A 13349-nucleotide genomic window follows, 5' to 3' on the forward strand; every position below is an offset into this window, starting at 1 on the left:
AAGACCCCGAGCAATACTGGGTTGATGGATTAACAGGTACTAACCCACCCGCCCAGCGTGCCTGTATATCGGCGTTTGCGTCTTACTTTCCAGACATACAAATCAAGTCAGATCAGACGCCACTCTTCACTTTGGTCCAGATCCGCGTGCGGATCCGCTCCAACTTCAATGGCAGCGGCTCAAGTGGAATAAGTGTTGCGACCGTTTTTTTGTCTGGATAAATCCAAGGATTGTCTCGCAGCTTCTGCTCGACGAACTCAGCGGCATCCTTATTGGCGTTAGGGTATAGCGTGTGGTTTGAGGTCTTGGCGATAATTTCTGGTCGCATCATATAATTAATGAACGCCATACCTTCCTTGGGATGGGGAGCATCTTTCAGCAAAACCAGATTCTCCGACCAGGACAGCGCGCCTTCGCGAGGAAGGCTGTAGGCGATCGTGCGCCCGGTGTTGGCCTTCTCGTTGCTGGCCTGTGCAGCAAGGGCACCATTAGCCCATCCCACAACTGCACAGATATTGCCGTCAGCCAGGTCGGCGTCGATTCTGGAGGAGTCGAAATAGAGAACGTAAGGACGAATTTTCAACAGCAAGGCTTGGGCTTTCTGGTAATCATCCGGGTTCTTGCTGTTGCTAGGGAGTCCCAGGTAATTCAAGGCAATGGAAATGATCTCACTTGGAGAATCAAGCATTGCCACACCACACGACTGTAGCTTACTAATGTTTTCTTCTTTGAAGATCAGGTCCCAGCTATTCACCGGAGCACTATCACCCAACGCGCCCCTGACTTTGTCAACGTCATAACCAATGCCGGTAGTGCCCCATAGATAAGGTACGGCGTAGCGGTTACCAGGGTCATTGACCGCGAGCTGGGCCAGGAGCTCAGGATCGATGTGTGAAAAGTTACTCAGTTGACTACGATCCAACGGCTGGAGGACTCCCGCCTGGATCAGGCTGGGCAACACATTGGAGGTCGCCACAACCACGTCATACCCGGTGCGCCCAGCCATGACCTTGCTCTGCATGATTTCAGCGCTGTCGAACGCATCCATATGCACGCTCGTGCCAGTTTCCTGTTCAAACTCCTTTGGCGTCTCCGGCGCAAGCAACCCGAACCAGTTATACAGATACATCCCGGGCTCTACAGCCGCTACTGATGTGCTTATCCCTGCACAGAGAAGCGAGGCGGAAAAAATGGTTCGCAAATGTGACTTTCTCATGCAACATCCTTGTCAAGACGATATGCCCTCATGGCCATCGTTAACCCTGGCAGCGAATATACCGGGTGTTACCGAATAGTAAATACCTACGAATACTTACCCTTGACCTGCGAATCCCTAACCCTAAAGGGGTAGAAAATGCCGTTTGACCTCCACAGCCTGGCTTGGCATCGATCGATTGGGAAGCTGATCATGCAGCTGAATCGTCCAGATTTCTGGAGTTCACTTGTTCGCACCTTAAATGAATATGTACAAATCGATAATTGGGTTGTATTGATTTTCAGCAATCAACACGTGCAGGTCGTCAGCCTTCCTGAAGTAGCCGATGCGGAAGAAGTCGACGCATTCGTTCATCGCTACGTGAAAGGTCTTTATTTGCTGGACCCGTTTTATATAGCCAATCGAGAAAACCCACAAAGTGGCTTCTTCCACCTATTGGATATTGCACCGGAATACTTTCTTGAAACCGAGTACTACCACAAGTACTTTGCACAATACATCTCCATGGATGAGGCGCAGTACAATGTCCAACTCGACCCCGACAGAACGTTATGCATTTCCATCGGCAGCAAAGTCCGCTTTAGCCAAGAACAAATAACCATGCTGGATATCATCAAGCCGTGGGTGACTGCATTGATGCATCAGCGCATGGGTTTCGAAATTGACGTAGAGAAAACTCCGGCTGAACCGCCTCTGTGGCCAGAAACGGTCAATCAGCTTGGCACCCAAATAACAGCACGCGAGAGTGATGTACTCCGCTTATTGCTCAGCGGCTTCTCCAATAAGGAAATAGCCGGAAAGCTGTCCCTCTCGGCGGAGACCATAAAAGTCCACCGCCGCAACATTTACGCAAAATTAAATATCAAGTCGCAATCTGAGCTATTTGCTCGATTCTTCATGCCCAAACAGAATATTCCCGCTACCCATTGAAGTCAGGGCATCGGGCTGATTTGCTCGGTCATGCGCCTGCAAGCATCAAGTTCAGATTCTGCACCGCCGCGCCAGCGGCGCCCTTCCCAAGATTGTCAAACACCGCAGCCAGCAAAACCTGCCCGGTCTCATCATTCTCAAACACCGACAAGCGCAAATCATCAGTTCCGTTAAGCGCTTGAGGATCAAGGGACGTCAACGCTTTCGCTTCTTGCATCGACATCACCTGTACATGGCGCGCATCGGCGTAGTGCTGCATCAGACAGGCATGTAACTGCACCGCGCTCACGCCTGGCGCCAACAACCGGATTTGCAAGGGTATGGTCAGCACGATCCCCTGCCGAAAAGCGCCATAGGCCGGCACGAACATCGGCCGCTCCGTCAGCCCGCTTTGCTGCTGAATCTCCGGAATATGCTTGTGTGCCAGCCCCAGCCCATAGACCTGAAACGCCGACGCCTCTGCTGCGCCGGCCCCCTCATGCTCTTGCACGCCGACGCGTCCTTTTCCGGAATAACCCGACACGGCATGAATGTTCAGCGGGTAATCCCTGGGCACCAATCCGGCCTCCAGCAATGGGCGCAGCAACCCGATCGCCCCCGTTGGATAGCAACCGGGATTGCTGACCCGCCGCGCAGCGGCGATGCGTTGGGCTTGTTGCGGATTCATCTCTGCGAATCCATAGGTCCAGTCTGCATGGGTGCGGTGCGCCGAACTCGCATCGATCACCCGAACGGCGGAGTTTTCGAGGGTCGCTACCGCGTCGCATGCGGCTTGGTCGGGCAAACAGAGAATGGCGATGTCGCAGTGGTTGATGGCTTCGGCGCGACGTTGCGGATCCTTGCGATGTTCGGGGCTGAGTGTGAAAAGCCGCAGATCGCTGCGCTCGCGCAGACGTTGGTGGATTTGCAGCCCGGTGGTGCCTTGGTCGCCATCGATGAATACAAGGGAACTTGCCATGGAATGCTCTCGGACATTGGAAATCAGGAGCCCAATCTTCAGTGACGCTCTAAGATAGGAAAAGTTGAATTTATAAACGATGAAATTCAGTTTTTCTGAACAAGGAAATCCTCATGCGCGAAATCAGCCTGGACCGTCTGCGCACCTTGGTAGCGATTGCCGACCTGGGATCGTTTGCCGAAGCGGCCCGTGCGCTGCACCTTGCACCACCCACCGTCAGTCTGCATATCGCCGACCTGGAGGCGCGCGTGGGCGGCAAGCTGTTGTCGCGCACGCGCGGGCGCGTTCAACCTTCAACAATAGGGAACACACTGGTGGAGCGCGCGCGGCGCCTATTGGCAGACGCAGAGCAGGCACTTGAAGACGTCGAACGTCAGGTTCAAGGGTTGGCCGGGCGTGTGCGGCTAGGCGCCTCCACAGGGGCCATCGCACAGTTGCTGCCGCATGCGTTGGAGTCTTTGAGCCAACGCCACCCCGCGATCGATGTACAAGTCGCGGTGCTCACCTCCCAGGAAACCTTGAAGAAGCTTGCCGAGGGCGCTTTGGAGGTTGGTTTGGTCGCGCTGCCGCAGTCCCCGGTGAAGGGCTTACGGATCGAGCCGTGGCGACGGGACCCGGTCATGGCGTTCTTGCCGGCTCGCTGGGAATGCCCGGAGGTTGTGACCCCCGCGTGGTTGGCCGCTCAGCCGTTGATTTTGAATGACGCCACCACGCGTCTTTCGCGCTTGACGGCGGAGTGGTTCGCCAGTGATGGGCAGCAGCCTGCGCCGCGTATCCAACTGAACTACAACGACGCGATAAAAAGCCTGGTGGCGGCAGGATATGGTGCGACGTTGTTGCCCCATGAAGCGGCCACGCCATTGCTCGATAACAGAATCGTCATGCGCCCATTAAAACCCTTATTGTGGCGTCAACTGGGTATCGCCCACCGCAGTCGGGACATCGAACGGCCTACGCAACATGTGCTGGATGTGTTGTGGGAGTTGAGTGCGGAGTGATTTTGTCTGGGCATGAGGTATTCTGCGCGGCGTAAAACACGATCCTGACCTGCGACGTGCAACCGATTGTCACGTCCCCTTGATCGATCTAAAAGCGGCGCACCAGGAGGTCTGCATGTTGTTTGGACATCGCTTCGAGCGCACCGCACAGGATGACCTGCACATCCACTCGCGCAACCGGGTGCAGAGCGCCTTCGTGCTGCTGACAGGCGCGCTGGCCTTCATCTTGCCGGTGGCGTTCGCCGTGTTTGTGATCGCTGATGAAGGCTCGCCCCTGACTGACCTGGATCCGTTGACTTCACTGCTGATCGTGCTCGGGCTGCTGCTGATTCCGGCCCTCGGCCTGCTCCTGATGGTGTACACCGGCATCCACGAGACCTTGCTGTTATCGCGACGCGACGGTGAAGGCAAGCGCCGCACCCGAAACTTTTTTGGGCGCCGCGAGCGTGTGCATTCGGTCTTTAGAATCGATACCCCCAAATGCCTCGAACTTCGCCGCCGCCAAGATGCCGAGCCGGCCTACACCCAGCTGTGGCTGGTGATGCGCGATGGCACCGAGCACCGCCTGACGACCGACAACGTTCCGGTAGTGCCGGGAAATCAACGCACCAACGTATGGCTGCGTGAGCTGGCCGACTACCTGAACGTGGCAGTGCCCACCGAAGTCGTGGTGGGCTCGACGGCGGGTGTGAAGAAGGCAACCTACAGGCCTGCTCCAGCCCCAACCAGCGGTAAAGCGGTGAGGGAAGCCAGGCAGCGCAAAGCCAAGGGGCTCACGCCTTCCCATGAATCCACCGAAAAACTCGGCACGCCCGCACGCGCCCTGCTCCTTCTAATGGGTGTTTTCCTGGCACTATTGGAGCTGAGTCGCGTCATCGCATTGGTGCCCGCTCTGTTTGCCGGGCGGCTGCGTGTCGGCGGTCGAACGGGCACGACAACCTTCTACTGGGCCGAGCAACCGCTCACCTTCTCATTCAACATGCTGGTGGGCATGGCCGAGGTGTTGATCCTCGGATTCATCGCCTGGGGTTGTCTGCGCATGGCGATCCGGGGCCGGATGAGTTCCCATCCCTGAGAGCAGTCAATTCGACTGCGGCGCCACAGAACCCTCAAAGTCACCTTTAAATGGCAGAATCTCCTAATTGATCGTTTTGGAGACCCCCATGCTTCGCGTATTTGAACAAAGACTCGACCCCTTCCCGCCCGACGAGGTACCGCCGCCACCCGAAGGCCTGGCTCGGTTTCTGTGGGCGTGCACACGGGGCGCCCGCGGCTACATCCTCGCGTTTGCGCTGCTCAGCGCCGGTGTGTCGATCTACGAAGCCTGGTTGTTTTCTTTCCTCGGTCAGGTCGTGGATCTGCTCTCGACCTGGCAGGCCGGTGGTGAGGCGGCAGCGCAGGAAAGTCGCGTGCTTTGGGGCATGGGCATCGTCATGGTGGCCAGCATCGGGCTGGTGGCGTTGCGAACCATGGTGCAGCACCAGGTATTGGCGATCAATTTGCCGCTGCGCCTGCGTTGGGACTTTCACCGCCTGATGCTGCGGCAAAGCCTGTCGTTTTTTTCCGATGAGTTCTCCGGCCGGGTCACCACCAAGGTGATGCAGACGGCGCTGGCCGTGCGCGACGTGCTGTTCACCCTGATCGAGATCGCACCCGGAATCGGTGTGTATTTCATCGCGATCATCGCACTGGCCGGCGGCTTCGCCCTGAAGCTGATGCTGCCTTTCCTGGCCTGGATCGTGTTGTTCGGGCTGGCGATGCTCTACTTCGTGCCCCGTTTGGGCAAAGTCGGACAGGAACAGGCCCATGCGCGCTCCTCGATGACCGGACGTATCTCGGACGCCTACACCAACATCACGACCGTGAAGCTGTTCTCCCATTCCAATCGTGAAGCGCACTTCGCGCGCGCGGCCATGGAGGATTTCAAGCAGACCGGCTTTCGCCAGATGCGTCTGGTCAGCCAGTTCGAGATCGTCAACCAGGCGTTGGTGGTGGGGTTGATCATGGCCGCAGGCGGTTATGCCCTTTGGCTGTGGCACCAGGGCGAAGTCGGCGCCGGTGCCGTGGCGGCGATCACTGCCATGGCGCTGCGTATCAACGGCATGTCGCATTGGATCATGTGGCAAATGACCTCGCTGTTCGAGAGCATCGGCACCGTGCAGGACGGCATGGCCACCCTGACCCGCGGCCCCAAGGTGCAGGATGCGCCGGACGCCGGGGTGCTGGTGACCTCTGGCGGAGCGGTCACCTTCGACAAGGTGAGCTTCAACTACAACGGTGAACGCCAGGTGCTCGATGGCTTGAGCCTGAACATTCGCCCGGGCGAAAAAATCGGCCTGGTGGGCCGCTCCGGCGCGGGCAAATCCACGCTCATCAACTTGCTGCTGCGTTTCTATGACGTCGACAGCGGGCAGATTCGCATTGACGGGCAAGACATTGCGCACGTGACGCAGGACAGCCTGCGCAGCGCCATCGGCATGGTCACCCAGGATACGTCCCTGCTGCACCGCTCCATTCGCGACAACATCGCCTATGGCCGACCCGATGCGAGCGACGCGCAAATCCGCCGTGCCGCGGCCAATGCCCAGGCCGATGAGTTCATCAGCCAACTGAGCGACCGCCAAGGTCACTCCGGCTACGACACCCTGGTGGGCGAGCGCGGCATCAAGCTGTCGGGCGGCCAGCGCCAGCGCATCGCCATTGCTCGAGTGATGCTCAAGAACGCTCCGATCCTGCTCCTCGACGAGGCGACCAGCGCGCTGGATTCGGAAGTCGAAGTGGCCATCCAGGAAAGCCTCGATGAAATGATGCAGGGCAAGACCGTCATCGCCATCGCCCATCGGCTGTCCACGATTGCAGCGATGGATCGACTGATCGTCATGGATGATGGACGCATCATCGAACAGGGCACACACGCTGAATTGCTCGCCAAGAACGGTATTTATGCGCGGCTGTGGCACCACCAGAGTGGCGGGTTCCTGGGTGAGGATCGGTGGGTGACTGAGGCGATGGATCAGGTATGAGCGTGGATGGCCTGGGGTGAAACGCTATCGTTTACGCGATGTGTTGGACGACCATCGCGGCAGCCGTGAGACAAAGGAATGTGAATATGCGGCACTGGTTTGACGCAGGGGTGGCGAAAAGAATCGCCATCGTCTCGTTTCCGTTGATGGGGACGATGGTCGGCAATTTATTGATGATGCTTGTCGACAGGCTGTGCCTGGCACACTACTCACAAGATACGCTGGCCGCCTCCGGTCCAGCAGTATTCACGAGCATGGCGATTATCGCTTTCTTCTGTAGCACCGTCGGCGTGTCACGCTCCTTTATTGCACAGGCGAATGGTCGATCGGGGCTCAGCGAGGCTTGTAATGAAGCCGCACTGGGGCTGCTCCTTGGTATTGCCTGCGGTGTCCTGTTGTTTGTCGCCGCCCCACTGATCGCGATGATCCCACAGCTCAGCTCCCGCCCACCGCAGATTGTCAGCCTCGAATCGCAGTACATGTTCTGGGCGGCGATCTTCGGTGGCGTAATGACGATCGACACGGCACTGTCCTCGTTCTTCAATGGTGTGGGTCGAACCCGCGAAACGCTCATCGTCGGCATCGTTGGTCAAGTAGTCGACTCAATCTTCACCGTCGGCCTGGTCTTCGGAAAGTTCGGGCTGCCCGAAATGGGAATGGCCGGAGCCGCTATCGGTACGTTGATCGGCACTTTGTCCATGCTGACGTGCTACGCAGTAATGCTGCCTCGAGAAATCTGGCTTGAGTTGATGAACATCGTCATTGCCCGTAGCGAGCGCCTACTGCCCCGGCTGTTTTTCCGGCTGCGTAGAGGTGTTCCCAGTGGCTTATCCGCCGGGGTGGATCAGCTCGGTAACACTGCATTCATCTGGATAGTTGCCGTACTTGGCTCTAGTGCGCTAGCGGCAAACAACATCAATCTGACGATCAATTACCTGGGCATCATCCCGATCATCGGTTTGGGTATTGGTTGCAGCATCCTGTGTGCCACTGCAGTGGGCAAGGAGCAATACACTGAGTTGGCAACGATCCTACGGGTGACCGTGACCATCGAGCTGCTCTACGTGCTGCTGGTTTCCACCGTTCAAATCACTTTGCCACAGGTCTTGCTCAAGGCTTTCGGCGACCTGGGGCACAACCCGGAGATCGTCGCCCTGGCTATCGATACACAACGCGTACTGTGGACATTTTCCGCCGCCTTTGTCTTCTCTATGACGGGTGCAGCCGTCTTGGAGAGTATTGGCATGGCCAGATTTTCGCTGGTCGTGCGCCTGGCTCTGATGTGGTTTATGAGCATTCCATTGATCTATTACGTCGCGATGAGCAATCGCGATGCCCCGTCGTCGCTGGTGACATGCTGGGTCATCGGTTCGGTGTTCGAATTTTTGATTGGCGCAATTTATTTCTGGCGAATAGCCAAAGCCATTCGAGGGGCCGAAAACCGTCTTCACGTCGAGCCTCATCCGGCCAGCGAGAGCATCCTATGAACCTGAAGTCATTCGTTTCGCACCTTTAGCGATCAACTGCTTTACAGGAAGTCCGGCACAACTGTCCAGACGATGCGGTGTCCTCATCGATGAAGCACAACTGCTTGAGGCCGGCGACGGCTACCTGTACCGCGCAGGGGCCCAGTGCATGGCCTAGCGGTTCTTCAGCCCCCCCTTTTTTGGAGGGTGGATCAGGTATGAGCGTGGATGGCCTGGGGTGGTCTGCAAGTGGGTGTTTTGGGTCGGAAGCAGCCCTGCTTCCGACCCGATTCACCTTGGAAAAGTGTGGTCTATCCCACACCCGTCACGAACGCCTATCTAGGGTCGATGACATCCAGCGCCCGGTTTGCCAATAGCAGACCTAGTTCAATCAATTGTTGCAGCCCTAGTGCAACATGCCGTCGAGAATCCTCCAGATCGAACGCCAAATCGCCGGCCATGGCATTGGCGGAGGCTAACGTTTCGCTGAGGTTGGCCAACAGGCTTTCAGCATCGACGCCCTCCACGACGGTGAATAGCTGGTCCGGAGGTGGCTTCTTGTCAGGCTGGGCGGGTTTGGGGTTCAGATAGGAATCGATGACACGTTCGGCGTTGGCGTCGGCCGCGATGTCCAGGTGCAGCGGTGGAACGGGTGGGTCGGGGATGAGTTTGTCCATGGAATGCTCCTAACGTAAGTGGGAGCCGCCACGTTCGCTGCTAAACGAGAGGGTGGCAGCCGTGCGCAGGTTAGCAGACCGGTACGTTAGGAAACCGGCGCACCCGAGGATGCCCTGCGCACAGCCGCCATAAGAATTCGAGCAATAAAAATGCCCGCACTGAAGGCAGTTGCCGTGCGCCTAACGTGATTCCGAGCTGCTAAACCCGACCGCTGAATGGCAGCGGTGGACAAAGACTAGGCACCGAAATCAGCAGGCGCAAGGGACTGGAATTTTCTAGGAAATGTCCTGCAAGTCAATGGGCAATATTCGCTCCGTCGATTCCTACGAGAAGCTCGTACAACCCTTCCACCACCGAAACGCTGCGCTGCGCGACGGGTGCGATGTGATTGGAAGACCACAACCATGGCTGAGCCAATTAATCCGGCAGATGCCATAATCCCTCCCTGCTCATACCTGAGACGGATCAATGACCACCGAACGCTACGACCAACTCGCCATCTTCGCCGCCGTCGCCCAGGAGCGCAGCTTCACCCGCGCAGCGGCCAAGCTGGGCATGTCGCAACCGGCGCTGAGCCGGGCGATGCGTCAGTTGGAGGAGCGGCTGGGGGTCAGGTTGTTGTCGCGCACCACTCGCAGTGTCGCCCCGACCGAAGCCGGTGAACACCTGCTGCGGGTGGTCGCGCCGCGGTTCGAAGAGATCGATAACGAGATGGCGATGCTCAGTGAGTTTCGCGATAAGCCGGCGGGTAAGCTGCGCATCACTGCCGGTGAGCACTCCGCGATCACGATCCTGCAATCCGTGCTCGCCAGGCTGTTGCCGGACCATCCCGACCTCAACATCGAAATCATCGTCGACTACGGCTTTACCGATATCGTCGCGGAGGGTTTCGATGCCGGTGTGCGACTGGGTCCACAGGTGGCCAAGGACATGATTGCCATGCGTATCGGCCCCGATATGCGCATGGCGGTGGTGGGCTCGCCGGCGTATTTCGGCCGATATGCCAAGCCGCTCATCCCAGACGACCTTACGGCGCACAACTGTATCAACCTGCGCATGCCGACCCATGGCGGCCTCTACGTCTGGGAGTTCGAGAAAAACGGACAGGAACTGAAAGTCCGGGTGGAAGGCCAGTTGGTGTTCAACACCATCGCCATGCGCCTGGAGGCCGCGCTGCAAGGTTTGGGGCTGGCTTTCATGCCGGAAGACCTGGTGCAGGACGCCGTCGCGCAAGGCCGGTTGATTCGGGTGCTGGAAGATTGGTGCGAGCCGTTTTCCGGCTACCACCTCTACTACCCCAGTCGCCGCCAAAGTTCACCGGCCTTCACGCTGCTGCGCGAAGCCTTGCGCTACGAGGGTTGACTGGCCTCAACGGTGTCCAATGCTTCACTGGCACGCTTGGCCGCCGCGGCGTCGCCCTGCTCGCCCAGTAGCTGGATCAGTTGCCGCAGTTGCGCAGCGCTCAGGCCGACGCGCAGGCTGGCGGCCATGTGCGAGCGCAGTTGTGACTCCACACCGGGGGTGACCGCCAGCGCGGCGACTGTCGCCAGCTCACGGCTTTGCCAGTCCAGGTTGTCACGCTCGAAAATGTCGCCAAACAGGTGCGTCTGCAAGTACTGGTTGATGACCGGGACGAAGTCGAACAACGGTCCCTGGACGGGCGCACCGGCAATGCGCGTCTGATTGGCCCTACCCGCCGCCAGCAGCGCATCGCCGGTAGGAATCAGGCGAGCAGGCTCGCGTCCCGGGACGTCCTGGACGCCGCGTTGCTTGCGGGCCTCGACTACTTTCATCAATTCACCGAGGGCGTTGAGGCTGCGGGGAAAGCCGCTGTAGGCGTAAAGCTGCACCAGGATTTCCTTCGCCTCGCTGACGGTGAGGCCGGCATCCAGCCCTTGATTCAAGGCGGTATTGAGGCCGGGCATGTTGCTCGTCGCCATGGCGGCGGCAATCAACGGGATGGCTTGCTGCTTGGCCGATAGGGTTGGCGAAACCGCCATGGCATCCGGCTTGGTCGATGGCATCGACACGCCAGCGGCGCCGTATTGTTCTTCGCTGACCTTCTCCAGCCACTCCACGTTTTTGCCCTCCACCGTGCCCGTCACGGCCAGGTGGGTCATGGCGCTCGTCGGCGCGGCGCCATGCCAGTGCTTGACGCCTGGCGGGCAGACAATCACGTCGCCCGGGAGAATCTGCTGCACGGGCTTGCCCCATTCCTGCGTCAGGCCGACACCGGAAACCACCACCAAGCGCTGCCCGGCGGGATGGGTGTGCCAGGCCGAACGCGCGCCCGGTTCGAAGCTGACGTAGGCGCCGGAGGCATTGATTTCATCGGTTGCAGGGAACAGCGGATCGACCCGCACGCGCCCGGTGAAAGAGTCCGCCGGGCCTGCGACCGCGGCCTGGCTGCCGGCTCGGCTGATCTGTTGCGAAGTCCGGGACTCGCTGGTGCTTTCTGTACTGGCGGCGTCGACAAAAGGCGCCGCCGCGCATAGCGCAAAACAAAGGCTACCGGTTGAACGCAGAGTCATTTGGCTTTCCTCTCGATTGATATCGTAGAGAAACAAATTAACTTTGCTGTATTAATCGATAAACCATGCCAATGACATAGCACTCATATCGCAATCGCATAAATCCGCTTTACTTGATCTCAACCAACCGCACTGCCTGTGATCCGTCCAGCGACAGGTGAATCACCGCGGCTTTGCTTGGGAAGTTCGGCGCGTCCTCGTCGGTATTCTCCATCACGGGAATGTCGATCAGGGTCTGCTCACCGGTCGGATCGCTGACCAGCTTGGCATCCAGTTTGTCGATCGCACGCCAGCTGTCGCCACCGATGCGCATCACGTCCAACAGACTGTAATGCGGCACGCCCTCCTCGTTCTCTTCGGGCGTAAAGGCCGCCAGGTATTGGCTGTAGTTGTTGCCCATACCGAAACCCTCGACGGTAAAGACCGCAAGGGTGACCTGGCTGTCCTCGCCGGTGTCCAGCGTCTGCACCAGCGTCGCTTCAGGATAGCCGGTGGCATAGCTGTCCTTGATGAGCGCTACCAAGTGCCCGATCTGTACTTCCAGGGCTTTCGGAACGGGTTTCGATTCAGCGGCGTGAGCCAGGGTGCAGGTGAAAAACAAGGCGGCGGTCAGCAGGCGCAATTTCATGAAAGTGAGGTCCGGGGGTATTGGGAGATCAGCGCGCAATGGTAGCGGTTGGCCAGGGATTTGGTAGCCCATTGTTGATAGGTTTTGTGGTGGGGTGCACAACCTTGCTCGCGAAAGCGCTGGGTCAGTGGGCATTGAGGTTGGATGTATTGCCGCCATCGCGAGCAAGCTCGCTCCCACACAGGGTCTCGGGACAACCGCTATTTTCCCTATCCACCCGAAATCCCTGTGGGAGCGAGCTTGCTCTGCCCGGCGTCAGGCCGCTGAGCGAATGCGCTCGACCAGACGCGCCTGGAGTGCTTCCAGCTCCTCGGGATCCGCCTTGCCCCTGCCATGCACACCGGGCGCCTCACCGTCCCAACGAGGAATGATGTGCATGTGAATGTGGTAGACCGTCTGCCCGGCCACAGCACCATTGAACTGCGCGACCTGGACCCCGTCCGGCTGCAATTCGTCCACGACGATCCGCGTCAGGCGCTGCACGGCAGACATCATCGCGCCCAGGACGGCGGGCTCGACCTCGAGGATATTTCGCGCCTGGGAGGCCTTGGGGATGACCAGGACATGGCCGCGCGATTGGGGGAAGAGATCCAGGAAGGCCAATACATCGGCGTCTTCGTAAATCTTGTAGCACGGCGCATCGCCGCGAAGGATCAGCGCAAAGATGTTCTGCGGATCGTAATGACCGTGGAGACTCATGATCACTCCTTGAATGGGTTTGGAGAGGTTGGTTGCCGGTAAGAGATTTAGCACAGTCCAGGGGCAACGTCTTGTCGAGGGCTGCTTGAACACCGGGACTGGGCCTGCTGAGGAGGGTGTTGGATCAGTGGGGATCGGTGCTGAATGTCGGGCCGCCATCGCGAGCAAGCTCGCTCCCACAAGGGGATGCAGGATTGATTCAGATCGTGGTCACACCCAAGA

At 58.5% G+C, this 13349-nt stretch carries 12 protein-coding genes; 6 read left to right on the forward strand and 6 right to left on the reverse strand.

All coding sequences use genetic code 11. The features are described 5' to 3' along the window. Window positions 1-112: 112 nt before the first annotated feature. Entirely contained in the window at window positions 113-1216 is a 1104-nt protein-coding gene (locus AB4Z20_RS02425) for a polyamine ABC transporter substrate-binding protein (protein WP_253474179.1), read from the reverse strand. Between the two features lie 138 nt (window positions 1217-1354). Between AB4Z20_RS02425 and AB4Z20_RS02430 the strand changes: the two genes are divergently transcribed. After that, window positions 1355-2146 carry a helix-turn-helix transcriptional regulator gene (locus tag AB4Z20_RS02430; RefSeq protein WP_024618998.1) on the forward strand — a complete coding sequence of 264 codons (792 nt, stop codon included), beginning with the start codon at window positions 1355-1357 and terminating at the stop codon, window positions 2144-2146. Between the two features lie 28 nt (window positions 2147-2174). Here AB4Z20_RS02430 and argC read toward each other — a convergent pair whose 3' ends face one another. After that, window positions 2175-3104 (reverse strand): N-acetyl-gamma-glutamyl-phosphate reductase, encoded by a 930-nt coding sequence (argC, locus tag AB4Z20_RS02435; RefSeq protein ID WP_442089249.1) that lies wholly within the window; start codon window positions 3102-3104, stop codon window positions 2175-2177. Window positions 3105-3217: 113 nt separating this feature from the next. Here argC and AB4Z20_RS02440 point away from each other — a divergent pair, with 113 nt between their 5' ends. The 4 genes from AB4Z20_RS02440 (at window position 3218) to AB4Z20_RS02455 (ending at window position 8612) form a co-directional block, all read left to right on the forward strand. Next, window positions 3218-4102 carry a LysR family transcriptional regulator gene (locus tag AB4Z20_RS02440; RefSeq protein WP_442089250.1) on the forward strand — a complete coding sequence of 295 codons (885 nt, stop codon included), beginning with the start codon at window positions 3218-3220 and terminating at the stop codon, window positions 4100-4102. A 115-nt stretch (window positions 4103-4217) separates the two neighbouring features. Further along, window positions 4218-5177 (forward strand): hypothetical protein, encoded by a 960-nt coding sequence (locus AB4Z20_RS02445; protein WP_442089318.1) that lies wholly within the window; start codon window positions 4218-4220, stop codon window positions 5175-5177. 88 nt (window positions 5178-5265) lie between these two features. Further along, window positions 5266-7125: an ABC transporter ATP-binding protein gene (locus AB4Z20_RS02450; protein WP_442089251.1), complete on the forward strand. Its 1860-nt coding sequence runs from the start codon at window positions 5266-5268 to the stop codon at window positions 7123-7125. 86 nt (window positions 7126-7211) lie between these two features. Further along, the gene (locus tag AB4Z20_RS02455) at window positions 7212-8612 is read left to right on the forward strand and encodes an MATE family efflux transporter (RefSeq protein WP_442089252.1); all 1401 of its coding nucleotides are present in this window, start codon (window positions 7212-7214) and stop codon (window positions 8610-8612) included. Window positions 8613-8926: 314 nt separating this feature from the next. Here AB4Z20_RS02455 and AB4Z20_RS02460 read toward each other — a convergent pair whose 3' ends face one another. After that, complete coding sequence (locus AB4Z20_RS02460; RefSeq protein ID WP_253474162.1) at window positions 8927-9268, reverse strand: DUF6124 family protein; 342 nt, start codon at window positions 9266-9268, stop codon at window positions 8927-8929. A 469-nt stretch (window positions 9269-9737) separates the two neighbouring features. On the opposite strand from AB4Z20_RS02460, the gene AB4Z20_RS02465 reads away from it, so the two are divergent. Further along, entirely contained in the window at window positions 9738-10631 is an 894-nt protein-coding gene (locus AB4Z20_RS02465; RefSeq protein WP_442089253.1) for a LysR family transcriptional regulator, read from the forward strand. Here AB4Z20_RS02465 and AB4Z20_RS02470 read toward each other — a convergent pair. The 3 genes from AB4Z20_RS02470 to AB4Z20_RS02480 all read right to left on the reverse strand — a co-directional run bounded on the left by AB4Z20_RS02470 (window position 10619) and on the right by AB4Z20_RS02480 (window position 13127). Beyond that, window positions 10619-11800, reverse strand: coding sequence for a (R)-mandelonitrile lyase (locus AB4Z20_RS02470; protein ID WP_442089254.1), 1182 nt, complete (start codon window positions 11798-11800; stop codon window positions 10619-10621). The genes AB4Z20_RS02465 and AB4Z20_RS02470 overlap by 13 nt on opposite strands. 109 nt (window positions 11801-11909) lie before the next feature. Continuing rightward, window positions 11910-12428: a hypothetical protein gene (locus tag AB4Z20_RS02475; protein ID WP_253474153.1), complete on the reverse strand. Its 519-nt coding sequence runs from the start codon at window positions 12426-12428 to the stop codon at window positions 11910-11912. A gap of 255 nt (window positions 12429-12683) precedes the next feature. Continuing rightward, window positions 12684-13127 carry an HIT family protein gene (locus tag AB4Z20_RS02480; protein ID WP_442089255.1) on the reverse strand — a complete coding sequence of 148 codons (444 nt, stop codon included), beginning with the start codon at window positions 13125-13127 and terminating at the stop codon, window positions 12684-12686. Window positions 13128-13349 lie beyond the last annotated feature (222 nt).

The sequence above is a fragment of the Pseudomonas sp. KB_12 genome, assembly GCF_052114545.1.
GTDB classification, from domain to species: domain Bacteria; phylum Pseudomonadota; class Gammaproteobacteria; order Pseudomonadales; family Pseudomonadaceae; genus Aquipseudomonas; species Aquipseudomonas brassicacearum.

What these genes read in the sequence shown, in the direction of transcription:
- AB4Z20_RS02425 (WP_253474179.1), bottom strand. Translation starts at nt 1,216, where the DNA reads ATGAGAAAGTCACATTTGCGAACCATTTTTTCCGCCTCGCTTCTCTGT.
- AB4Z20_RS02430 (WP_024618998.1), top strand. Translation starts at nt 1,355, where the DNA reads ATGCCGTTTGACCTCCACAGCCTGGCTTGGCATCGATCGATTGGGAAG.
- argC (WP_442089249.1), bottom strand. Translation starts at nt 3,104, where the DNA reads ATGGCAAGTTCCCTTGTATTCATCGATGGCGACCAAGGCACCACCGGG.
- AB4Z20_RS02440 (WP_442089250.1), top strand. Translation starts at nt 3,218, where the DNA reads ATGCGCGAAATCAGCCTGGACCGTCTGCGCACCTTGGTAGCGATTGCC.
- AB4Z20_RS02445 (WP_442089318.1), top strand. Translation starts at nt 4,218, where the DNA reads ATGTTGTTTGGACATCGCTTCGAGCGCACCGCACAGGATGACCTGCAC.
- AB4Z20_RS02450 (WP_442089251.1), top strand. Translation starts at nt 5,266, where the DNA reads ATGCTTCGCGTATTTGAACAAAGACTCGACCCCTTCCCGCCCGACGAG.
- AB4Z20_RS02455 (WP_442089252.1), top strand. Translation starts at nt 7,212, where the DNA reads ATGCGGCACTGGTTTGACGCAGGGGTGGCGAAAAGAATCGCCATCGTC.
- AB4Z20_RS02460 (WP_253474162.1), bottom strand. Translation starts at nt 9,268, where the DNA reads ATGGACAAACTCATCCCCGACCCACCCGTTCCACCGCTGCACCTGGAC.
- AB4Z20_RS02465 (WP_442089253.1), top strand. Translation starts at nt 9,738, where the DNA reads ATGACCACCGAACGCTACGACCAACTCGCCATCTTCGCCGCCGTCGCC.
- AB4Z20_RS02470 (WP_442089254.1), bottom strand. Translation starts at nt 11,800, where the DNA reads ATGACTCTGCGTTCAACCGGTAGCCTTTGTTTTGCGCTATGCGCGGCG.
- AB4Z20_RS02475 (WP_253474153.1), bottom strand. Translation starts at nt 12,428, where the DNA reads ATGAAATTGCGCCTGCTGACCGCCGCCTTGTTTTTCACCTGCACCCTG.
- AB4Z20_RS02480 (WP_442089255.1), bottom strand. Translation starts at nt 13,127, where the DNA reads ATGAGTCTCCACGGTCATTACGATCCGCAGAACATCTTTGCGCTGATC.